At 60.5% G+C, this 22,257-nt stretch carries 15 protein-coding genes; 9 read left to right on the plus strand and 6 right to left on the minus strand.

Going from position 1 to position 22,257, the window contains the following annotated elements:
• Positions 1–143 precede the first annotated feature (143 nt).
• Both RGR602_RS03790 and RGR602_RS03795 read left to right on the plus strand, forming a co-directional pair.
• Positions 144–2,675 (plus strand): methyl-accepting chemotaxis protein, encoded by a 2,532-nt coding sequence (locus RGR602_RS03790; RefSeq protein WP_039844004.1) that lies wholly within the window; start codon positions 144–146, stop codon positions 2,673–2,675.
• A 216-nt stretch (positions 2,676–2,891) separates the two neighbouring features.
• On the plus strand, positions 2,892–4,736 hold the full coding sequence (locus tag RGR602_RS03795; RefSeq protein WP_039844005.1) for a methyl-accepting chemotaxis protein: 1,845 nt from the start codon (positions 2,892–2,894) through the stop codon (positions 4,734–4,736).
• On the opposite strand, the gene RGR602_RS03800 is transcribed toward RGR602_RS03795, so the two are convergent.
• Complete coding sequence (locus RGR602_RS03800) at positions 4,709–4,954, minus strand: hypothetical protein (RefSeq protein ID WP_039844006.1); 246 nt, start codon at positions 4,952–4,954, stop codon at positions 4,709–4,711. The genes RGR602_RS03795 and RGR602_RS03800 overlap by 28 nt on opposite strands.
• A gap of 88 nt (positions 4,955–5,042) precedes the next feature.
• Between RGR602_RS03800 and RGR602_RS03805 the strand changes: the two genes are divergently transcribed.
• The gene (locus RGR602_RS03805; RefSeq protein WP_039844007.1) at positions 5,043–5,912 is read left to right on the plus strand and encodes a LysR family transcriptional regulator; all 870 of its coding nucleotides are present in this window, start codon (positions 5,043–5,045) and stop codon (positions 5,910–5,912) included.
• Between the two features lie 3 nt (positions 5,913–5,915).
• Here RGR602_RS03805 and RGR602_RS03810 read toward each other — a convergent pair whose 3' ends face one another.
• The 3 genes from RGR602_RS03810 to aceA all read right to left on the minus strand — a co-directional run bounded on the left by RGR602_RS03810 (position 5,916) and on the right by aceA (position 8,664).
• Positions 5,916–7,007: a helix-turn-helix transcriptional regulator gene (locus tag RGR602_RS03810; protein WP_039844008.1), complete on the minus strand. Its 1,092-nt coding sequence runs from the start codon at positions 7,005–7,007 to the stop codon at positions 5,916–5,918.
• Positions 7,008–7,115: 108 nt separating this feature from the next.
• Entirely contained in the window at positions 7,116–7,352 is a 237-nt protein-coding gene (locus RGR602_RS03815; protein ID WP_022717214.1) for an SMc00767 family acetate metabolism repressor, read from the minus strand.
• 22 nt (positions 7,353–7,374) lie between these two features.
• Complete coding sequence (gene aceA, locus RGR602_RS03820; protein WP_039844009.1) at positions 7,375–8,664, minus strand: isocitrate lyase; 1,290 nt, start codon at positions 8,662–8,664, stop codon at positions 7,375–7,377.
• A gap of 185 nt (positions 8,665–8,849) precedes the next feature.
• On the opposite strand from aceA, the gene RGR602_RS03825 reads away from it, so the two are divergent.
• From RGR602_RS03825 to RGR602_RS03845, 5 genes are all read left to right on the plus strand, one after another.
• Entirely contained in the window at positions 8,850–10,262 is a 1,413-nt protein-coding gene (locus RGR602_RS03825) for a helix-turn-helix domain-containing protein (RefSeq protein WP_039844010.1), read from the plus strand.
• A 139-nt stretch (positions 10,263–10,401) separates the two neighbouring features.
• Complete coding sequence (locus tag RGR602_RS03830; protein ID WP_039844011.1) at positions 10,402–11,499, plus strand: polyamine ABC transporter substrate-binding protein; 1,098 nt, start codon at positions 10,402–10,404, stop codon at positions 11,497–11,499.
• A gap of 95 nt (positions 11,500–11,594) precedes the next feature.
• The gene (locus tag RGR602_RS03835) at positions 11,595–12,737 is read left to right on the plus strand and encodes an ABC transporter ATP-binding protein (protein ID WP_039844012.1); all 1,143 of its coding nucleotides are present in this window, start codon (positions 11,595–11,597) and stop codon (positions 12,735–12,737) included.
• A gap of 2 nt (positions 12,738–12,739) precedes the next feature.
• Positions 12,740–13,651 carry an ABC transporter permease subunit gene (locus RGR602_RS03840; protein WP_039844013.1) on the plus strand — a complete coding sequence of 304 codons (912 nt, stop codon included), beginning with the start codon at positions 12,740–12,742 and terminating at the stop codon, positions 13,649–13,651.
• Positions 13,652–13,654: 3 nt separating this feature from the next.
• Positions 13,655–14,473, plus strand: a complete 819-nt coding sequence (locus RGR602_RS03845) for an ABC transporter permease (RefSeq protein WP_039844014.1) — start codon at positions 13,655–13,657, stop codon at positions 14,471–14,473.
• Positions 14,474–14,476: 3 nt separating this feature from the next.
• Here the strand turns inward: RGR602_RS03845 and RGR602_RS03850 are convergent, their stop codons facing one another.
• On the minus strand, positions 14,477–16,366 hold the full coding sequence (locus RGR602_RS03850) for an AsmA family protein (RefSeq protein WP_039844015.1): 1,890 nt from the start codon (positions 16,364–16,366) through the stop codon (positions 14,477–14,479).
• A 165-nt stretch (positions 16,367–16,531) separates the two neighbouring features.
• Here RGR602_RS03850 and RGR602_RS03855 point away from each other — a divergent pair, with 165 nt between their 5' ends.
• Positions 16,532–18,484, plus strand: a complete 1,953-nt coding sequence (locus tag RGR602_RS03855) for an acetoacetate--CoA ligase (RefSeq protein ID WP_039844016.1) — start codon at positions 16,532–16,534, stop codon at positions 18,482–18,484.
• Between the two features lie 219 nt (positions 18,485–18,703).
• Here the strand turns inward: RGR602_RS03855 and RGR602_RS03860 are convergent, their stop codons facing one another.
• Positions 18,704–22,246, minus strand: a complete 3,543-nt coding sequence (locus RGR602_RS03860) for a sensor histidine kinase (RefSeq protein ID WP_039844017.1) — start codon at positions 22,244–22,246, stop codon at positions 18,704–18,706.
• Between the last annotated feature and the right edge of the window lie 11 nt (positions 22,247–22,257).

Raw genomic sequence — 22,257 nt, forward strand, 5'->3', positions numbered from 1 at the left:
CGCCGCTTTTGTGCCGGAGATGATTTGGCAATGATTGCCGCCTGACCCTCGGGTTCCCCAGTGTCCCACAATCAGCTCGATGCACTCGGCCGGCGCCGATTTCGGCCGGTGGGAGGAGTGGTGTATGGAAGGCCGGTATCGCCATGTTTATTGACAAGATCCTTTCGCGCTTCAAGATCAAGACCAAGGTTCTGATCTTCGTCCTGCCTTTTGTGATCACCATTTCCGCCGTCGGTCTGACAGGCCTCTATGCCTCCGGCCTGCTGCAGGGCCGCATGGAGATTTCAAACAGCGTGCTCCAGTCGCTCAGTGGCTTCAAGGATCTGTATGGCTCGATGGGCGATTTCCTGCAGATCACCAACCAGGAAGCACGCGACAAGCTCTACACCGACATCAAGACGCAGCGGGATACGCTGAAAGCCACCCTGAACCAGATCGGCGACAATGATGGCCGCGAGAACCTGCAAGCCGCGTCGGACGGCACGGCTGGGATTGCGGATACCGTCGGCAAGCTATGGTCTCTTCATGAACAGGAGCTGGCGCTTCGCAAGTCGATCGATGACGCACAGAAGACGCTGATCAGCAGCCGTTTCAATGTCAATTACGACGCACAGCAGCTCCAGGAAAATATCCGCAACGACGAAGGCAATGCCACCGCGACGCTGCGCGCGGCAGATCGGCTGTTGAAGGGTGGCGATACGCTTGCCTCCGTCATGACCGCCTTCAACAAGGCGCAGGCGCCTGCCGACAAGCTGAAGGTCGTCACCGATGCGATCCCGCAGATCGCCAAGGCGCAGCGCCTCATCGAAATCTCCGTGCCGCAAAACCAGAAGAGCATGACGCAGTCGATTGCCCAGACGATCAACGACCTGAAGACGCAGGCGGCAGCCCCTGATGCAGCGACCGATGAAGCGATTGCCAACCTTGGCCGCCTTGTTTCCCGCTTCCGCCAGATGTCCACCTATACGCAGTTGACGGCTACGCAGATGATGCGGGAAGCGACGACGACGTTCGTCGAGCTCGACGGCCGCATCGCTCAGACGAACTCCGTTCTCGAAGACACTCGCCGTCTTGAGACCTCGATCTATTCGCTGCAGCTGGTGCTCGGCGAATTCACCGCCAAGCCGAACCCGGACAACCGCGTTCGCCTGCATCAGGAAATCACGACGCTTGGCACCAATCTGAACACGCTGCTTGCGAGCGCCAAAGGCATGGACTTCGCGGAAGATATCGTTGCCGCCATGTCGCCCGCACTGGCTTCCATGGACAGCGACGGCGAAAAGCTGGTCGCGACAATCGGCCAGCGTACCACTGACTATGCAGCCGCCCGCCAGCAGCTCGATAGCGTCTGGGGCCAACTGACGACCTTCGCCGAGCTGCAGAAGCAGTCGGCAGGAACCGAGCGCACGCAGGCAAACAGCATCTCCGTTCTGACGACGGGCCTCGGCATCCTCGTCTCGATCGTCGGCGGCTTTGCCCTGGTGCTGACGCTGCAGCGTCCGATCGGCCAGATCACTGCCGCCATGCGTCGCATTGCCGACGGTGCGCTGGATACCAGCATTTCCGGTGAGAAACGGTCCGACGAGATCGGCGACATGGCCCGCGCCCTCGGCATCTTCAAGGAAAATGCGATCTCGAAGATCCGCATCGAGGAAGAAAGCGAAGAAGAGCGCGCAGCCGCCGAACAGGAGCGCCAGCGCAACGACGCCGAAAAGCGCGAGATGGATCGCCAGATCGAGTTCGCCGTCAACGAGCTTGCCGCTGGCCTCGAACGTATGGCGCAGGGCGACATTTCGACCACGATCGAAACACCGTTCATCGGCCGCCTCGAGCAGCTGCGCCAGGATTTCAACGGCTCGATGCTGCGCCTCCAGGCAACGATGAGCCAGATCCGCGACAATGTCGAAATGATCCAGGGCAACGGCAATCAGATGGCTCAGTCCGCCGAAGATCTCGCAAGGCGCACGGAGCATCAGGCCGCGTCTCTCGAGGAAACGGCGGCTGCTGTCGATGAGATCACCGTCACCGTCCGTTCCTCGGCGGCGCGTGCCAAGGATGCCGACCAGGTCGTTCGCGAGGCCAAGCGCAGCGCCGACGATTCGGCAACCGTCGTCAGCAACGCCATCGACGCGATGACCCGCATCGAGGACGCATCGCGCCAGATCGAACAGATCATCGGCGTCATCGACGAGATAGCCTTCCAGACCAACCTCCTGGCGCTGAACGCCGGCATCGAAGCCGCGCGGGCGGGCGATGCAGGCAAGGGGTTTGCAGTTGTTGCCATGGAAGTCCGCGAACTGGCGCAGCGTTCCGCCGCTGCCGCGCAGGAAATTAAGGGCCTGATCAACAAGTCGACGACGGAGGTCAGCTCAGGCTCGCAGTTCGTGCAGGAGACTGGTACCGTGCTTGCAAAGATCAGCGCGCAGATCGTGACGATCAGCCAGCATGTCGAGATGATCGCCCGTGCAAGCCATGACCAGTCGGGTGCGCTGCAGGAAGTCAACGCGACCGTCAATCAGATGGACCAGATGACCCAGCAGAATGCCGCGATGGTGGAGGAGACGACAGCCGCGAGCCGCGAACTTGCCGGTCAGGCGGATGCGCTTCTCGGTCTCGTCCAGCAGTTCAAGATCGACGGCGAAGGCTCCGACGCAGCGTTCTATCGCGCGGCATAAGCTTTGCGCCATCTTGCCACTCGAAAAGCGGCTTCGGTCTGCGGAGCCGCTTTTCCTATGGTTGCAAACTGGCCATCCCGGTGCGGCTAATCCGGAAGGAAGGAAAGCAGCTGCCAGAGGGCCACTGGCAACTTCTTTGAAGGCAAGCCGTTTGCGAGAAAAATCCTTAACGCTTTTCTCTTATTCTTACTTTGGTTGTACTCACCGGAGGTCTTCATGCCGCGATTCTTTTCGACGTCCATCGTGCGTCAGGTGGTTGCGATCACGCTTGCTCTGCTCGCCATCAGCACCGCGGCGATTGTCGCTGTCACATACCACAATCTCGGCCGATACGTGATGGAAAGCGCCGTTTCGGACGCAAGGGGCGCAAGCCGCACGATGGCGGTACTCTATGGTGTGGCGGATGCGAACGCGGCTGTCGGCGTGACGGGGGATGAGCTTCTCTCCGTGACGGAAGATGGCATTCCCGAATTCAAGGACCATGCCCTCGTCGATCGCACGGCCCAGTCGATCGCAGGTGTCGCGACGGTCTTTCAAAAGCAGGGCAATGACTATGTCCGCGTTTCGACCAACTTGAAGAAGGAAGATGGCAGCCGCGCTGTCGGCACCAAGCTTGCAGCCGATCATCCCGCGCAGCCGGTTCTCGGCAACGGCAAGGCCTACTACGGTCCGGCGCAGCTCTTCGGCCGGAATTTCATGACCGGCTACTTCCCGGTCAAGAGTGCCGCCGGCGCCAATATCGGCATCCTCTTCATCGGCATTCCGATGGAGGTCTATTTCGCCCGCATCAATCACCTGCAGACGATGGTTCTCGGCGTCGGCGCCGCCGTCATGCTGCTTGTCGGCATGCTCGGCTTTTTTGCGATCCGCGCCTGCGTGAAGCCGCTGTTTGCGCTGACGCAGACCGTGCACTCGATCTCGGCCGGCAATCTTGACGGCACAATCCCCTGCCTCGAGAAGAAGAACGAATTCGGGGAGATCGGACGTGCTTTGGCCGCCTTCCGCGACAGCGCCCGCGCCCAGCAGGATCTCGAAACGCAGGCTGTGGAACAGCGGGCATTGAGCGAAGCCGAGCGTGCCCGCAACGACGCCGACAAGCGTTCGCTCGATGGTCAGATCGACTTTGCCGTGAACCAGCTTGCGGCCGGCCTCGGACGCCTCGCTAAGGGCGATGTCTCACAGACGATCGAGACGCCGTTTGTCGGCCGGCTGGAGCAGTTGCGCGTCGATTTCAACGCATCGCTTGTCCGCCTGCAGGATACCCTCGTGCAGATTCGCGAGAACGCCAATGCCATCCAGCGCAATAGCGGCGCGATGCTGACATCGGCCGGCGAGCTTTCCAAGCGAACCGAAGCGCAGGCCGCCAGCTTGGAGGAAACGGCAGCTGCCGTCGAAGAGATTACTGTGACCGTGCGCTCGTCTGCAGGGCGCGCTCGCGAAGCAAACAACGCGGTCACCGCCACGAAGAAGACCGCCGACAGCTCCGGGGTCGTCGTCAGCGAGGCCGTGGCCGCCATGGGGCGCATCGAGCAGGCTTCGCAGCAGATCGAACAGATCATCGAAGTCATCGACGACATCGCTTTCCAGACGAACCTTCTCGCCCTCAATGCCGGTATCGAAGCGGCTCGCGCCGGCGAGGCTGGCAAGGGCTTTGCGGTTGTCGCCCAGGAAGTCCGCGAATTGGCACAGCGCTCGGCCGATGCCGCCCGTGAGATCAAGGGTCTGATCGAGAAGTCCAGCCAAGAAGTGACGGCGGGCTCTGCGCTGGTGCAGAAAACCGGCAGCGTGCTCGCCTCGATCAGCGAGGAGATCATTGTGATCAGCAAGCACGTCGAAACCATTGCCACGGCGAGCCAGGATCAGTCGGCGGCGCTGCAGGAGGTCAACGGTTCGGTCAACGCCATGGACCAGATGACCCAGAAGAACGCGTCGATGGTCGAGGAAACCACACAAGCAAGCCGCCAGCTCGCCGAGGAGGCCGACACGCTGATGAGCCTGCTGCAGCAGTTCCGCATCGAAGCGTCGGCGCAGTCTCATGGCCGGGCAAGGCAGGCAGCCTGATCGGGCTTGCAGCTTGAAGGTATTGAGGAGGATCGCGCCGGAAAGGCGCGGTCCTTCTGCCTTTTGAGGCTGATGCTTGTAAGCCACGCGGTGACGCTTACGAAAGGCGAGCTTCCAAAATCCCTGTAGAAGTCGTCCTCAGTCCGCTCACGCTTTTGGATTGGCTGGAAGGCCTGCGAAAGGCCGAGAAAATTGGCAATCATGATCTGCTCGATCATTGGTGATGTCCTCCGTTAAAGACATCCCTTCAAATACACATCAAAAATCGCTTCATAAACATCGAAGATCCGGCTATGTTTTTCATCAATGAAAAATACCCCATGGGATTCCTATCAGCTTTTCCTGCAGGTCGCGCGCCGCGGCGGGCTGACGGGCGCGAGTGTCGTGAGCGGCTTGAGCCCGGCCACGGTCGGCCGGCGTATGCTTGAACTGGAGCAGGAAACGGGACGGATGCTCTTTGCCCGCAGCCAGACCGGCTACCGCTTGACGGCCGACGGTCAGACGCTCCTCGACCATCTCCAGGAGATGGAAGCGGCGGCCCGGAAAGTCGATGCCTGGCGCCAGGCCGGCGAGGGCGGCGCAACGGTAAAGATCGCAGCCGGGACCTGGGTGGCCTGGCTGCTGACAGAAAACTTCTCCGCAATCCGCATTCCTGCCGACGCTTTCAACATTGTGCTGACGATCGGAGAGGCGCGGGCCAATCTCGCCTACCGCGAGAGCGATATCGGCATCCGCGCTTTCGAGCCGGACGAAGCCAATCTCGCCGCTCGCCTTTTGGGCGAAGTCGCTTATGCCGTCTATGTCCGGCGCAATGCCGGCGAGTTGGAAACCCGATGGATTGCGGTTGCTGAGGATGAGGCCATTTCTGCCTATCTCCGCTGGCCGTACCGCCAGACGCCGGAGCCGATCGTGGCGACGGTCAACCGGCCCCGGTCACTGCCGGACCTCGTCCGTGCCGGTGCGGGAAAGGCGGTGCTCCCCTGTTTCGTGGGTGATCTCGATCCGGAACTGCAACGGCTCGGCGGCGAGCTCGCGGAACTGCGCCACCGGCAATGGATCGTGTTGAACAACGAGGATCGCCATCGCCCGGAGATCCGCACGGTCGCAGATCGTATGACGAAGCTGCTGAAAAGCTACGCCGATCTTTTCGCCGGCAAGCGCGCCAGCCGCAGCTGAATTCTACGGCATCAGACGTCGCACAAGCGCGACCTGGCTGTTCACGCCGAGCTTGGAATAGATGTTCTTCAGATGCGTCCGGGCCGTCTCGTAGCTGATGCCATGCAGCTTGGCCGTCTCGCGCGGCGAGAGACCCGCGGCGATGGAGGAGGCGATCCGCAGTTCGGCAGCAGTCAGTTGCCGCTTTGCAGGCAAATGATCGTTCAATTCGGGGCGCGCAACGGGTATTCGCTCGATGACGACTGCTGCGGTTGGTCCCTGCAGGAACTCGGTCATGAAATCGGAGGTGAGGCGCACGAGCGTGCATTTGAACGAGGCGCAGGCAGAATCGAACCTCGCGGTGAACGGCCCCGCTGCGGCGGGGGGGCGGTAGCGAGAAAAGGAGCCGAGATGTTCGAGGAAATCCCGATCGCTGGAGCTCAGACGTCCTGTTGGCGTGACGCTGATCCCGGCATCTGTGGCGAGCATCTGTTGCGCGGCAAGATTCATCGATCGGATCTGGCGGCCTTCGCTGATATAAATGAGCCCGACGCCGATCGCGTCGAACAGCGAACGGCCCGTCTCATTGCCTGCTTTGTCCCGGCGGATGAAATCGAAGGCCCGCTGTAAATGCGGCGCAAGCCGCGTCAGGAGATCGGCGTTGACCCGGTTAAACCCGGTGTCGGTGCTCGATGTCAGCGTCGATAGATTGAAGGACCGGTTGTTCTCGCGAAGGATCGTCACGCCAACGCTGCTGCGGCAGCCGATACTGCGCATAAAGTCATTGTAGAATTCCGTTTTGACGAGTTCGGCATGCGGCAGCATCTGGTCGGCGATGACGCCGAGGCCGACCGGCCGGACAGCTGCCTTCGGCATCCACGGGTTTATGGTGCAATAATACCGGTTGTAGCCTTCCAGGCCGGTATCGTCCAAGCCCGAGCAGAGCGAAAAGGCACCGGCGCCCGCCACGCTGTCATGGTAAAAGAGCGTCGTCTTGGCATCGGGCATTCTCGTGTTGAGGGTGTCGAGAAAGTCCTGCCAGTCCGTTTCGCCAAACAATGCGCCATAGACCAGGTCAGTTAGAGATTCAAGATTGGCGTGCGTCGTGGCGGGCATCCGGCGTCTCATATGAGCGGATGCTGATTATGCCCGCCTTTCGTGACAGTGACAATTACGTCGAATAACGCAGATGGCGGCGCCGGAGCGGCGCCGCCATCTCTGATCCTACATCCTGTTGGCGACGACGACGGGGATCAGGAGATCGCCCCAATTTCCGTCTCCGCCATGGTGGCGGGCGGAGCGCACGAGTTCGACCGAGACCCCGGCCTCTACGGCCTTCATCACGGACTGATTGAGCCGATGCAGGTCGTTTGCGAGCATGCGGATGGTGGCCTGCTGATCGGCGCTCATGCTGGAGGATTGTTCTTCCGCTCTTTCGCGGACACGTGCGATGGAAGCCATGGCCTTTTCTCCTTTGGTGTGGCTACTCGGCTGCGGGTTTGAACTGGGCATGTTCGGTCGATTCCTTCATTGCGGTGGTCGAGGACTTGCCGCCGGTGATGGCGAGCGAGACGGCATCGAAATAGCCGGTCCCGACTTCGCGCTGGTGCTTGGTCGCTGTGTAGCCCTGTGCCTCGGCGGCGAACTCGGCCTGCTGCAGTTGCGAATAGGCGGCCATCTGCCGGTCCTTGTAGCCCCGCGCCAGTTCGTACATGCCGAAGTTCAGCTGGTGGAAACCAGCGAGCGTGATGAACTGGAATTTGTAGCCCATCGCGCCGAGTTCCCGCTGGAACTTGGCGATCGTCGCGTCATCGAGGTTTTTCTTCCAGTTGAACGACGGTGAGCAGTTGTAGGCAAGCAGCTTGCCGGGATGGATCTTGTGCACGCCCTCGGCAAAGCGCCGCGCCTGCTCCAGATCCGGCTTGGAGGTTTCGCACCAGATGAGATCACAATGCGGCGCATAGGCAACGGCACGGGCAATGCAGGGCTCAAGGCCATTGCGCACCTGATAGAAGCCTTCGACCGTGCGGCCGGCATCGTAGTCGACGAAGGGCCGGTCGCGCTCGTCGATGTCCGAGGTCAGAAGCTTTGCCGCTTCCGCATCCGTACGGGCGATAACGAGCGTGGGAACCCCCATGACGTCTGCGGCAAGCCGCGCCGCGTTCAGATTGCGGATGTGGGCCGCAGTCGGAATCAGCACCTTGCCGCCGAGATGCCCGCACTTCTTTTCCGATGCCAGCTGGTCCTCGAAGTGGACACCGGCAGCGCCAGCTTCGATATAGGCCTTCATGATCTCGAAGGCATTGAGCGGTCCGCCGAAGCCGGCTTCGGCATCGGCAACGATCGGCGCAAACCATGTTTCGACGGAAAGTCCCCGATCCTCCGATGTCTCGATCTGGTCGGCGCGCTGAAGCGTGCGGTTGATCCGCTTGGCGAGTTCTGGCCCGGCATTGGCGGGATAAAGCGACTGGTCGGGATACATCGCCGAAGCTGTGTTCGCATCGGCCGCGACCTGCCAGCCGGACAGGTAGATTGCCTTCAGTCCGGCACGGACCATCTGCATGGCCTGATTGCCAGATAGCGCTCCGAGCGCATTGACGAAATCATCGTGATGCAGCAGTTGCCACAGCCGGTTCGCCCCCATCTCGGCAAGCGAATAACGAAGTTCGACGGAGCCCCGCAATCTCTTCACGTCCTGGAGCGAATAGGGCCGCTCGATACCCTCAAAACGGCCTGCCGGAGCATTGCGGATAAGCTTGTCAAATTCTGTCACGATTTCCTCCTTCGCGATAATTATTGCCTCAACAGCTATGTGACATATTTTACAAAAACACGCGCGATGCCAGGAAAAGCTTGATTTGTAGGAGGGAATTGAGGTTAGGTTGCGAGAGCATTTACAACAACACTTTGTAAATTTGTGAATGTTTGTAAACATTCGTACGATGCGGGAGGTGTCAAATGGTCGAGCGGAAGATATTTGCTGGTCCGAAAGTTCGCCGGATTCGCAACGGCCTGGCGGTCACGCAGACGGCGATGGCCGAGGCATTGGGAATTTCGCCATCCTACCTCAATCTGATCGAGCGCAATCAGAGGCCATTGACGGTGCAACTCCTCTTGAAGCTGGCGTCGGTCTACAAGGTCGACCTTGAGGAGCTGCAGAGTGAGCCTGGAAACAATCTTGCGCAATTGCGCGAGGTTTTTGCCGATCCCTTGCTTTCGGGCGAACTGCCAGGAGACCAGGAACTCATCGAAGTCGCAGAAGCCGCGCCCAATGCGGCAAGCGGTGTCGTGAAACTCTATCGCGCCTATCGCGAGCAGGCCATGCGGCTTTCCGACTTTGCGGTCCTGATGGCGGGAGAGGGGCAGGCGCCGGCCGCTGGCGCACGGCTGCCGGCAGATGAGGTGCGCGACGTGCTGGAGCGCCGTTCTGCCTATTTCGGCGCGCTTGAAGAGGCTGCGGAGGCTTTCTTCGTCACTCTGCCAGCGGGTGAGCGCACGCAGGTTCTGAAGGACTGGTTGCAGAAAGAGCGTGGCATCAGCGTCCGCATCCTGCCGGTGCACGTGATGCCCGATCTGCGTCGCCGCTTCGACCGGCATTCCATGCGGCTTTTTATTTCGGAGCGCCTTGCGGCTTCCGATCAGCTCCAGGAAATCGCCGTCGAGGTCTCAACGCTCGCGCTTGGCGACGCCATTGCGCGAGAACTGGAAACGCTCAGCCTCTCGACGCAGGAAGCGAGGCGCATTGTCCGCTTCGAGCTTGCGCGCTACGCAGCACTTGCGCTGATGATGCCTTACGATGCGTTCCTTTCCGCAGCAAAAGCATCGCGTTATGACATCGATATTCTTTGCGCGCGCTTCGGCTGTTCGTTCGGCCAGGCCGCGACACGGCTGACGATGCTGCAGCGGCCAGCGAATGCCGGCGTTGCGTTCTTTGTCATGGAGGCCGATGCCGCAGGCCATCGGCTGCGGCGGGGAGGAGCGGCAGGTTTTCCCCACGCCCGCTTCGGCGGCGGCTGTCCGAAGCTTAACATCCACGCCGCCTTTCTCCAGCCGGGCCAAGTTCTGGCCGAAGCTGCCGAGATGCCGGATGGCTCCGCGTATCTTACCATCGCGCGGACGCTTGAAGGGCCGCATGCGCCATTTGGCGAACGGGTCCGGCGTACAGCACTTCTGCTCGGCTGCGATATCGCGCTCAAAGACAGCACTGCCTATGGCCAGGCCCTTTCTGCGAACCTGCATCCGGTGGCAATCGGGCCTGCCTGTCGCCTCTGCGAAAGGAAGGGTTGTCTTGCGCGCGCCGAACCGCCTGTCACTCGCCCGCTTGGGTTAGATGAGATGGTAGCAGGGCTCAGTGCCTTCGATTTCCAGTGACGGGTGAAATCATTGAGAGTGCAGGATTTTGCGCTTGTCGCCTCACAAAATCCTTTCTAGTCTACCTGAAAATCCAGAGGGAAACGGTGTCCGGAGTGATGCCTGCAAACGCTTATAATAAGAACGGACAGGAGATAATATGAGGTCAAGAATCGCAAGACTTGCGGCCACGGCCGTCGTTGCCGTTTTCGCTGCAACGCCGGGCTTTGCGCAGGAGCGTGTCGTCAACGTCTATAACTGGTCGGATTATATCGACAGTTCCATCCTCGAGGATTTCACCAAGGAAACCGGCATCAAGGTCGTCTACGACACCTTCGATTCCAATGAGACGCTTGAAACCAAGCTTCTTGCAGGCGGGACCGGCTACGACGTCGTCGTTCCGACCGCGGACTTCCTGCAGCGCCAGATCCAGGCGGGCGTTTTCCAGAAGCTCGACAAGTCGAAGCTGCCGAATATCTCCAACATGTGGGACGTGATCCAGCAGCGCACGGCGCAGTACGATCCCGGCAACGAGTACGCCATCGACTACATGTGGGGCACCAACGGCATCGGCTATAACGTCAAGAAGGTGGCCGAAATTCTCGGTCCGGACGCCAAGCCGGGTCTCGAAGTGATCTTCGATCCGAAGGTTGCCGAGAAGTTCAAGGATTGCGGCATCTATCTGCTCGATGCGCCGAAGGACGTGCTCTCGGCTGCCTTCCAGTATCTCGGCGTTGATCCGAACACGACCAGCGCGGATGACTTCAAGAAGGCCGAGGATCTGATGACCTCGATCCGCCCCTTCGTCCGCAAGTTCCATTCGTCCGAATACATCAACGCGCTCGCCAACGGCGACATCTGCATCGCCTTCGGTTATTCCGGCGACATGCTGCAGGCCCGCGACCGCGCTGCCGAAGCCAAAGGCAATGTCGAGGTCAACTACTCGATCCCGACTCAGGGTGCCCAGATGTGGTTCGACATGATGGCAATCCCGACCGATGCGCCGCATGTTGCCGAAGCGCACGAGTTCCTGAACTACATCATGAAGCCGGAAGTCATCGCCAAGGCGAGCGACGTTGTTTTCTACGCTAACGGCAACAAGGCTTCGCAGCAGTTCATCAGCAAGGAGGTTCTCGAAGATCCGGCGATCTATCCGACCGAGGACGTGATGAAGAAGCTCTTCACGGTTTCGCCCTGGGATCCGAAAACGCAGCGCACCGCGACCCGGCTCTGGACGAAAATTGTCACTGGCCAATAAGAAAATTCAGGCCCGGACGGAAACGCCCGGGCCTTTTCTTGGCGACTGCCGGCCGTGGGGAGGGCCTGTTCTCAAATCATGTCTCGGGGAACAACATGAAGTCACTTGGCAATATTCGCCGCACCTTCGCGCCTTGGGCCGATCCGGCTTCCAAGCCGTTTATCTCCTTCAAGAACGTGACGAAGAAGTTCGGCGACTTTACCGCCGTAAATGACCTGTCGCTGAATATCTATCATCGCGAATTCTTTGCATTGCTCGGCGCATCGGGCTGCGGCAAGTCGACATTGTTGCGCATGCTTGCGGGCTTCGAGCAGCCGACCTCCGGCGAAGTGATCCTCGACGGCACGAACCTGGCAGGTACTCCGCCCCACAGGCGGCCGGTCAACATGATGTTCCAGTCTTATGCGCTCTTCCCCCACATGACGGTCGAGAAGAACATCGCTTTCGGCCTTCGCCAGGACGGCATGCCGAAGGACGAGATTATCGAGCGCGTTATGCAGATGCTGAAGATGGTGAAGCTGGAGCAGTTTGCCTCCCGCAAGCCGAACCAGCTTTCGGGCGGTCAGCGTCAGCGCGTGGCGCTCGCCCGCTCGCTTGCCAAGCGCCCCAAAGTCCTTTTGCTCGACGAACCGCTTGGTGCACTCGACAAGAAGCTGCGCGAGGAAACGCAGTTCGAGCTCATGGACCTGCAGCAGAATCTCGGCCTCACCTTCGTCGTCGTGACCCACGACCAGGAAGAGGCGATGACGATGGCGGATCGCATCGCAGTCATGAGCCACGGCAAGGTCATCCAGGTGGCGACGCCGGCGGAAATCTACGAGGCCCCGAACTCACGTTTCGTTGCGGATTTCATCGGCGATGTGAACATCTTCGACGGCCAGGTCGCTTCCGCCGGGGCCGGTAGGGTCGAGATTGCGGTCGACAGCGGCCTCACCATCAAGGTCGCGACATCCGACAAGCCCGCGAAGGGCAGCAATGCCGGCTTTGCGATCCGCCCTGAAAAACTGAAGGTGCTTCGTCATCCGCCGCCGCACTCTTCGGTCAATGCGGCCTCCGGCGAGCTTTGGGATATCGGCTATCTCGGCGATATGACGGTTTTCCATGTCAAGCTGAAGAGCGGAAAGGTCGTGAAGGCTTCCTCGCTCAATGCGCAGCGTGCGGTCGATGATCCTTTCACATACGATCAGGAAGTGTGGATCTCCTTCGCCGAAGATGCCGGCGTGCTGCTGAGGGATTGACCATGGGCAAGCTCGGTTCCGCGATCTACAGCCGCCTCGTGATCATCGTTCCCTATGCTTGGTTGCTCATCTTCTTCCTCGCGCCGTTCTTCATCGTCTTCCGCATCTCGATGTCGGCAACCGCGATCGCGATGCCGCCCTATACGCCCGTCTTTTCGCTCGGCGATGGCTGGACCGGCTTCTGGGACAAGGTATCGACCTTCTCTTTCGAAAATTACAGTTACCTCATCGACGATCCGCTGTATTTCAACGCTTATGTCTCGAGCGTCGTTATCGCCGCGATCTCGACATTCCTGACGCTACTCATCGCTTATCCGATCGCCTATGGCATGGCGCAGGCCCCTCGCAGCATCCGTCCGACACTGCTTATGCTCGTCATCCTGCCGTTCTGGACGAGCTTCCTGATCCGTGTCTACGCCTGGATCGCGATCCTGAAGCCGGAAGGCTTGCTCAATCAGGTGCTGCTGGCCACCGGGATCATCGACAGTCCGCTGATCATCCTAAACACCAACATCGCGGTCTATATCGGCATCGTCTACTCCTACCTGCCGTTCATGGTTCTGCCGCTCTATTCATCGCTGGAAAAGATGGACGGGACGCTGATCGAGGCCGCGCAGGATCTCGGCTGCACGCCGATCACGGCCTTTTGGCGTGTGACGTTCCCTCTTTCGCTCCCGGGCGTTATCGCCGGCTGCATGCTGGTTTTCATCCCGGCCGTCGGCGAATTCGTCATCCCCGATCTGCTCGGCGGATCGCAGACGCTGATGATCGGCAAGACGCTCTGGAGCGAGTTCAATTCGAACCGCGATTGGCCGGTCTCCTCCGCGGTCGCGACGATCCTGCTGTTGATCCTGGTGATCCCGATCGTCTTCTTCCAGAACGCGCAAGCCAAAGCCGACGAGCAGGGAAGGTAAGCCATGCTGCAATGGACCCGCTTCAATATCGTCTCGGTTACGCTCGGCTTCGCCTTCCTCTATCTGCCGATCGTCCTGCTCGTGATCTTCTCGTTCAACGAATCGAAGCTCGTCACCGTCTGGGGTGGCTTCTCGACGAAATGGTACGCACAGCTGCTGTACAATCAGGCTTTGCTCGACGCTGCCTGGGTGACGGTGCGCGTGGGCGTGCTCTCCGCCACGTTGGCTACCATCCTCGGCACGCTCGCCGCGCTCACGCTCGTGCGCTACACGCGGTTTCGCGGACGCATGCTCTTCTCCGGGATGGTCTATGCCCCGCTCGTCATGCCCGAGGTGATCACCGGCCTTTCGTTGCTGCTTTTGTTTGTGGCAATCGGGTTTGACCGCGGCTTCTGGACGATCACGCTGGCGCATACGACGCTGACGATGTGCTTTGTCGCCGTTGTCGTGCAGTCGCGCCTGGTGAGCTTCGATCATTCAATCGAAGAAGCGGCGCAGGACCTCGGCGCTCCACCCGTCAGGACGTTCTTCGAGGTGACGCTGCCGATCATTGCGCCTGCCGTCTTTTCGGGCTGGATCCTGGCATTCACCCTGTCGCTCGACGACCTCGTGATTGCGAGCTTCACGTCAGGCCCGGGCGCCACGACCCTGCCGATGCGAATCTATAGCCAGGTGCGCCTCGGCGTGACCCCGGAAATCAATGCGGTCTGCACGATTTTGATCGGTATTGTCACGGTTGGGGTGATCTGCGCCTCGATCGTCTCCAAGCGCCGCGAGATACAGCGCGAACGCGATGAGCGTGCGGCAGCCAACGCGCCTTGAAAATCACTGGACGCCGGGTGGCTGCTGATTGATCAGCGGAACCGGCGAAATCACCGGGTTCGGCCAAGAGCCGCCGACGAAGAACGGCAGAAGTGGCAACACCGCCTTCTTGGTGTCATCGGTCGCCTGCAGCGATCCGGAAAGGGCCAGTCCGTTGGATTCGTAGGGGATGATGCCTGAAAGGGTCAGCGTCTCGTCTGTACCTTGAACGCTGACGCCGCGAAGTTCGGCCGAGCCATCCGCGAGACTGGCAGCCACATCAATCCGATTGAATTCGAACGCGCGGCCCGAAACGGCGCTCAGCGGGAAAAATTTCTGCAGGGCGGCCTGGCTTCGGATGGCTTCGACGTCAAGGCCGGCGATCGAGCCTGCATTGCCGCGGAATGCAAGCTGTCCGCTCACGTCGGCAGCACCTGCCGTCCAGATCGGCTTGTTGGTTTTCAGCGAAATGTCGAGCGATCCATTGGCAAGCGGTAATGGGCCCTTCAACTGCAGCCGTTCGATCAGCCCAGCAAAATCGGCACCGCGGATCGAGACCTGCAGCTTGCCGCCGCCGTCGAAGTTCCCTCGCATTGCCTCCAGATGCGCCGTCATCTCTCCGCCTTCGAACTGGCTGTCGCCGACGTCGAATTTGGCTTCGTTGCTGGAAACGATAATGCTTGCGGCGACATCAAAGAGCTGGAAGGGCGGAAGCTGCATTTCCTTGGCGGAAAGCCTGAGGTCGACATCAAGCTTCTGCAGCGGACCGCCATCGTCCGGCGCGCCCGCTTCGCCGGCGGCCAGGCGCAGAGTAAAGGCGTCGAAGAAGGGCTTCAGGTTCATACGGTCGAAGGCCAGCGTGCCGCCAAGTCTTGCCCGCGCGTTTGTGCCAATGGAGATGTCCATGACGCCGGTTGCATTCGCATCGTTGAGCCCAAGCGCGACTTCGTTGAAGCGCAGGCCGTTGGCGGCGGAAAATATGTCGCTCTGGATCGAAAACGATCTCAGCGTCTCAACGTCCGGAATGGATATGCCAGACCAGGCCAAAAGCGCCGGCAGGTCGGGAATATTGACCGACATGTTACCGGATAGTCCGGCAAGATCTGAGATACCGCCGATACCGGTGAACTCTGCCGTCACGAGCTTGGAGGTGAGTGCGGTTTTGATCTGAGCAACCTTGCCGCCGAAGATCAGTAAAGGGCTGTTGGACGAGAAGTCGAGCTTCAAGTCTTGCCCGCTCGTTCTCGCGATCAGCACCGCCGTCATCGGGCTTGAAAGCCGCGGCCAGGTGATATCGGCGGTCACGCCTTCGAAGTGATAGGTCTTGCCGGTTGCAAGGTCGGCGACATTGAGCGTGCCGTCTTCGACGGTGATCGCACCGATCGTCGCATCAAGCCTTTGATCGAGGACTTCGGCTCCGCCTTCCTGGCGCGCGCTGGTGATCGCCTTGGCAAGCTGCCCGGCATAGGTCCAGTCGATCAGCCCCTGTTGGTCGCGCGTGAGGGAAAGATTGGGGCGCAGCAGGTGGAATTCATGAAAGCGGGCGCTGCCTCGGATGGCGTCGATGAGGCTGAAATCGGCCGAAAGGCTCTCGATCGTGCCGAGCAGCTTGTTGCCGCTGCTTTCGGGCTGTCGGATGGTGATCTGGTTCAGCGTAATGCGCGGTGTCGGCCAGAATTCGAGAACCGGCGTGCCCTTGATCTCGGCCTGATAGCCGGTCCATTTCGACAATACGTCCTCGATGCCGGAGCGCACCAGTCCGCTCGAAACAAGGTAAGGGGCGGCAACACGAAGCGCCACGAAAATGATGGCGGCGAAAAGGATCAGGCTGGTTGCAATTCGCGCGAAACCCGGCAGCCAGCGGGAAACGGGTATCATCTTGCGCCGCCATTTTGGTTGTCTTGACGTACCCATAAGCTCCGCCAGTATTTTCAGCTGCTTATCCGTTAGCTATCGATTTCGCCGGATATATGAAACAGGAGACATATGCAAATCTCGGAGAGCCTGCGTCCGAAAGCGAAGCACACTTTATAATGCGGTGCAGCATGGTATATAGCGGATAATTGGGGAGGAGATTAAATGAGTGACACCGTGCCGCTTTGGGTGCCTTCGAAAGAGTCGATTGAGGCAAGCCCGATGCATGCCTTCATGCAGCGCTGCAACGCCGAGTTTGGTCTAGAGTTTGAGACCTATCTGGACCTTCATGCCTGGTCGACCGACGAGCCCGAAAAGTTCTGGACCTCGGTTTGGGCGTTTTGCGGTGTGAAGGGGGAGCAGGGCGCACGAGCGCTCGCCGACGGCGATCTCATGCTCAAGGCTCGTTTCTTTCCTGATGCGAAGCTGAACTTCGCCGAGAACCTGCTTTCGAGCGAAGGGCCGGCTGACGCGATCGTCTTCCGCGGCGAGGACAAGGTCGAGTATCGCTGGTCGTGGGAGCGCCTGCGTGCGCTCGTATCCCAGCTGCAGCAAGCCTACCGCGCGCTCGGCATCGGTGAGGGGGATCGCATCGCCGCGATGATGCCCAACATGCCGGAGACGGTCGCCTGCATGCTGGCCGCCGCCTCGATCGGTGCCATTTGGTCGTCCTGTTCACCGGATTTCGGCGAACAGGGCGTGCTCGACCGCTTCGGCCAGATCGGCCCCAAGCTTTTCATTGCCTGCGACGCCTATTGGTATGGCGGCAAGCTGCAGGATGTGAAGGCGAAGGTTGCTTCGGTCTCAAGGAGCCTCGGTGCTCCGGTTGTGATTGTCCACTATGCCGGCGATGCCGCAGCGGTTGCGAGCGAGACCCCGAAGGCGAAGACGCTGGAAGAATTTATCAAACCTTACCAGCCAAAAGTCGTCGAGTTCGTGCGGCTTCCCTTCGCGCATCCGCTTTATATTCTCTTCTCCTCCGGCACCACCGGTGTGCCGAAATGCATCGTTCATTCCGCTGGCGGCACGCTTTTGCAGCATCTGAAGGAGCATGTGCTGCATTGCGGCCTCAAGCGTGGCGAGAAGCTCTTCTATTTCACCACATGCGGCTGGATGATGTGGAACTGGCTTGTAAGCGGCCTTGCGGTGGGCGTCACGCTTTGCCTGTTCGACGGCTCGCCGTTCGCGCCGGACGGCAATGTGCTCTTCGACTATGCGCAGGCTGAAGACTTCGCGGTCTTCGGCACTTCCGCGAAATATATCGACGCGGTGCGCAAGGGAGGGCTGACGCCGCGCACCACGCATGATCTTTCGAGCCTGCGTCTCATGACATCTACGGGATCGCCGCTTTCGCCCGAAGGCTTCACCTTCGTCTATGAAGGCATCAAGGAAGACATCCAGCTAGCCTCCATCTCGGGCGGCACGGATATCGTCTCATGCTTCGTGCTGGGCAATCCGCTGCAGCCGGTCTGGCGCGGCGAAATCCAGGGGGCGGGCCTCGGCCTTGCCGTCGACGTATGGGACGATGAAGGCAGGCCTGTGCGCCAGCAGAAGGGCGAACTGGTCTGCACCAGGGCCTTCCCGTCGATGCCGGTCGGCTTCTGGAACGATCCGGATGGCGCGAAATACAAAGCGGCCTATTTCGAGCGCTTCGAGAATATCTGGTGCCATGGCGATTTCGCCGAATGGACGGAGCATGGCGGCCTTGTCATTCATGGCCGCTCCGACGCGACGCTCAACCCCGGCGGTGTGCGCATCGGCACCGCCGAGATCTACAATCAGGTCGAGCAGATGGAAGAGGTGGCCGAAGCACTTTGCATCGGCCAGGATTGGGAAGACGACGTCCGGGTGGTTCTCTTCGTTCGCCTCGCGCCGGGCGTCGCATTGACGGACGACCTCGTCAAGGCCATCAAGACCCGCATCCGCACCGGGGCCTCGCCGCGCCATGTGCCGGCGAAGATCATTGCGGTCCGCGATATTCCGCGCACCAAATCCGGCAAGATCGTCGAGCTTGCGGTGCGCGAGGTCGTGCACGGGCGGCCGGTGAAAAACAAGGAGGCGCTCGCCAATCCCGAGGCGCTCGACCTTTTCGTCGGACTCGAGGAATTGCAAGTCTGATCTCAATCCAATGCACCGCAAACTATCAGCTATCGTTTGATCGTTTCCGTCGCCTGGAAACCTTTCGTTAAGAAAGGTTGGTCAAGGGTAAAAAGAATTCGGGGCTGCGCATGAACGAAGCAGCTTGCCTGCGGGCTCCCGAAACATGATGTTGATCGACGAAGCTCTTGTTGAACAGCACCGAATTCCAGGCAGCCATTCGTGGCTGCCTTTTTTGATTCAGCCTGCCAGCACGCGCTGCGACGGGAAGGTGACCTCAACCAGCGTGCCCTCGTTCGGCGCCGAATTGATCGAGAAGATCGCCCGGTTTGCATCCACCATCGCCTTGGTCAACGGCAAGCCGAGACCCGTACCGTCGCCGCGGTGGCGCGACTGGGCGGAAACCTGCCGGAACGGCTTCATCGCTTGGTCGAGTTCGCTGCGCGTCATGCCGATGCCTGTATCGCGCACACGCAGCACGACGCTGCCATTCGCTTCATATGACGTTGAAACCACGATCTGACCGCCTGACGGCGTGAAGCGGATGGCGTTGGAAAGGATGTTGAGGGCGATCTGCTTGACGGAGCGGAGATCGGCAACGACATTCGGCACCGACTGCGACAGCGCCGTGCGAATTATGACACGTTGTCCGTTTGCCTGCGGCTGGACCAGAGCCACGGCCTCCGAAATCGCTTCGTTGAGGCCGACGGATGCGAAATCGAGATCCATCTCGCCCGCTTCGATCTTCGAGATATCGAGCAGATCGTTGACAATATCGAGAACATGGCGGCCCGACCGGCCGATGTCGTTCGCATATTCGATGTAGCGCGGATGGCCGATCGGTCCGAAGCGCTCGCTCGCCATCATGTCCGAGAAGCCGATGATGGCGTTGAGCGGCGTGCGGATTTCATGGCTGATGCGCGCCAGGAAATCCGTTTTGTGGGCATTCGCCGTTTCGGCGGCGCCCTTGGCATTGCGAAGCTCGTCCTCGGTGCGCTTCCACTGGGTGATGTCGCGGATGACGGCGCAATAGCCGCTCGAGGAGGTGAGCCGGCCCATGGTCATGAACAGCGGAACAAAGCCGCCGGATGACTCGCGGCCGATCACCTCACGCCCGTCGTTCAGAACGCTTGCGACGCCATGGCCGGAAAGGCCGTTCAGATAGTCGAGCACCGCCTTCTGGCTTTCATGCGCAAAGAGTATCACGAAGGGTTTGCCGCGGGTCTCTTCCTCATCATAGTTGAAAAGCGCGCTTGCCGAGCGGTTCATCGATCGAATGTCGCCTTCTGCGCCGATGACGACCACGCCGTCCGTCGCCGTTTCCAGGATGGAGCGAAGTTCTTCCACCTCGACCTGCAGCTTGGCGACCTTTTCGACCATGCGGTCGGAACGGAGGTCCGGACGGGGTTCTTCGTTCTGGGCCGGCGCGACGTCGCTTCCCTCGACAGGCATTAGCGCCAGCATGAGCGCGCTGGATTCTTCCCAGCGGATCGATTGCAGGCGGGCGGTGACCGGTACGAGCGAGTCGTCGGCCGTCACGAGCACCATTGCACCCGGGCGTCCCGCTTTTTCATCCAAGTCGCGGCGTTGAAGCAGCGCGTCGATCCCGCCCACATCGCTGAGATCCTCAAGCGAAGCATAGCCGGTCATTCGCATGAATTCGGGATTGGCGTGGATCAGCGCATCGCCGGCATGGACGAGCACGGCAACCGGCAACTGGTCGACGGTATTGGCCGATAGCCCGTCCGTCATCTTCACCCGCGGCGGGATGGCACTGTGCAGTACTTCGATCGGGCTGAAGGTTTCGTGCAGGCCTTCGGTGGCGTCGTCTTCATTCGGCTCGGGCGTTTCGACATGCTCTTCCGCTCGCTCCGCTGCATCGGCCGGTTCTTCGGCGGCCCCGCTCGCGCTCTCGAAGATTGCCTCGTTCGGCTCGCCTTCAAATGCAGCTTCTGCCGGCTCTGTGGAAGCCGGGCTCTCTGCAGCATCGGCCTCGGCGGGAGCCGGCTCATCGTCGCGAACGCCGAAAGCCTCCAGGCGTTTGGCGATCTCGCGGAAGTTTGCCTGCTCGGCCGCGCTCAGCGTCGGGCCTGCACCATGGAGTTGAACGATCTTGTCCGTCAGCCGGCGGCTCGGCGTTTCCACCACGCGCAGGACTGGCGGCTCTTCGCGAGGCACGGTTTCGGAGGCTGCCTCGGGCTCCGGTGCGGCTGCCGGCACTTCGGGCTGGGGATGCCCGTTGGATGCCTCCGGAGCAGCCCCTTCCGACGGCTGTTCGAGGCTGGCCGTGTCGCGGCCGAAGGCATCGGCGCCGAGCGCCAGACCGAGCGCCAGCGGATCCTCGGTGGCATCGGAAAGCCGGACAACGCCGAAGCCGCGGAAGCCGTCGAACTCCCGGTTGCGCGTATAGGTCGGCAGCGCGGCGAGATCGACGGGAACGATCAGGCTCGTCCCCTCGATCGGCCAATGGATCGTCTTGCCTGACCATGTGTCACGGCGCTCGAGTGCTTCGGCGATCTTGCCTTCGGGATCGAGGTTAAAGAGTGCCGCAATGTCGGAAAAGGCAACGCCGATGATATTGGCTGCGTGTGGACCAACGGCGTCGGCGAATTCACCCGACACTTCGCTGAAGTGGCCGTCGGCGTCGATCTTCCACACAAAGCGCGTCGCGCGGCTGTTTGGCTTGAACGCAAAGCCGTTTGCTGTTGGCGGGGCGGCAACCTTGTCTTTGCCGCCATCTTCGGTTTCGTGCCCCGGATTGCTTCCGACAGGTTCGATCTCGCGCCGCACCTCGGCATCGGCAGGCTCTGTCCCGGTCTCCGAGTCTACCGTATCGTCCCCGCCCGCCTCAGCGCGGTCGGTCAGCGGCATCTCGGGTTCAGACAGGATAAGCTCTTCTGTTTCTTGGTGATCGATGAGCGGCTCATCTGCGGCTTCCGCTGCCGGTTTGGTTTCCTCGCCGTCGACAGTCTCCAGCGCCTCTTCGAGGTCCTCGATATGCGCAACTGCATTGAGCGCGTCGTGGAATTTCGCGCCCTTCGGCTCGTCGATATGGTTAACGGCGGCTGTGGACAACGGCTCTTCCGGCGCTGCCGCGTCGATCGAGTCGAGATTGCCAAGCACGGTTTCGACGGCAAAGAGTAGATTGAGCGCCGGTTCGTCGCTGAGCTTGCCGACGGCAGCAGGCAGATAACCCTTGCCGGTTGCGACCGGCCGCTTGACAAGCCGGTCGGGATGGGCGCCTGCAAGGTTCGTCAGCGTCTTGGCGGTCTGCTGGGTGATGCCAAGCGACGCAAAGCCGGGCGAGGACGCGATGACGTCGCCTTCTGCGCCGATCACGGCCATATGCGTATCGGGATCGTCGAGCCCCTGTAGCATTCTCGCGGCCGTTTCTGCGGCAGGAAGCGGTTGTGAAGAAACGGGAACCGAGAACAGAATGCCGCGCTCGCCGGACGAGAGCCCGATCATTTCGGCCGTTGCTTGGGCCGGAGCCCGCTGGAAGCCCTTGGCGATCCGAATCATCAAGCTTCTGGTGTCGCCAATTGCGGCGAGTTGGCGAGCGGTCGTCTCGATCTGGCGGAAGGTGATGTCGGTGCGATTCACACCTTGATCGAGAAGATCATAGACGGCGGTCTGGCTGAAAAGTTCCGCGCCGGCGCCATTGGCCCAGAGCAGGCGGGAAAGATCGGCCGAGAAAAGCACCATGGCTTCGCCACGCGAAAAGCGTTCCCGCACCCGTTGATGCACGGCAATGTCGATGAACGGGTATTGGACTGCGGGCATGTCGGAACCTT

Source organism: Rhizobium gallicum bv. gallicum R602sp (assembly GCF_000816845.1).
GTDB classification, from domain to species: Bacteria; Pseudomonadota; Alphaproteobacteria; order Rhizobiales; family Rhizobiaceae; genus Rhizobium; species Rhizobium gallicum.

Bases quoted from the DNA above. Each gene is read 5' to 3' on its own strand.
- RGR602_RS03790 (WP_039844004.1), top strand. From the start codon at position 144: ATGTTTATTGACAAGATCCTTTCGCGCTTCAAGATCAAGACCAAGGTT.
- RGR602_RS03795 (WP_039844005.1), top strand. From the start codon at position 2,892: ATGCCGCGATTCTTTTCGACGTCCATCGTGCGTCAGGTGGTTGCGATC.
- RGR602_RS03800 (WP_039844006.1), bottom strand. From the start codon at position 4,954: ATGATCGAGCAGATCATGATTGCCAATTTTCTCGGCCTTTCGCAGGCC.
- RGR602_RS03805 (WP_039844007.1), top strand. From the start codon at position 5,043: ATGAAAAATACCCCATGGGATTCCTATCAGCTTTTCCTGCAGGTCGCG.
- RGR602_RS03810 (WP_039844008.1), bottom strand. From the start codon at position 7,007: ATGCCCGCCACGACGCACGCCAATCTTGAATCTCTAACTGACCTGGTC.
- RGR602_RS03815 (WP_022717214.1), bottom strand. From the start codon at position 7,352: ATGGCTTCCATCGCACGTGTCCGCGAAAGAGCGGAAGAACAATCCTCC.
- RGR602_RS03825 (WP_039844010.1), top strand. From the start codon at position 8,850: ATGGTCGAGCGGAAGATATTTGCTGGTCCGAAAGTTCGCCGGATTCGC.
- RGR602_RS03830 (WP_039844011.1), top strand. From the start codon at position 10,402: ATGAGGTCAAGAATCGCAAGACTTGCGGCCACGGCCGTCGTTGCCGTT.
- RGR602_RS03835 (WP_039844012.1), top strand. From the start codon at position 11,595: ATGAAGTCACTTGGCAATATTCGCCGCACCTTCGCGCCTTGGGCCGAT.
- RGR602_RS03840 (WP_039844013.1), top strand. From the start codon at position 12,740: ATGGGCAAGCTCGGTTCCGCGATCTACAGCCGCCTCGTGATCATCGTT.
- RGR602_RS03845 (WP_039844014.1), top strand. From the start codon at position 13,655: ATGCTGCAATGGACCCGCTTCAATATCGTCTCGGTTACGCTCGGCTTC.
- RGR602_RS03850 (WP_039844015.1), bottom strand. From the start codon at position 16,366: ATGGGTACGTCAAGACAACCAAAATGGCGGCGCAAGATGATACCCGTT.
- RGR602_RS03855 (WP_039844016.1), top strand. From the start codon at position 16,532: ATGAGTGACACCGTGCCGCTTTGGGTGCCTTCGAAAGAGTCGATTGAG.
- RGR602_RS03860 (WP_039844017.1), bottom strand. From the start codon at position 22,246: ATGCCCGCAGTCCAATACCCGTTCATCGACATTGCCGTGCATCAACGG.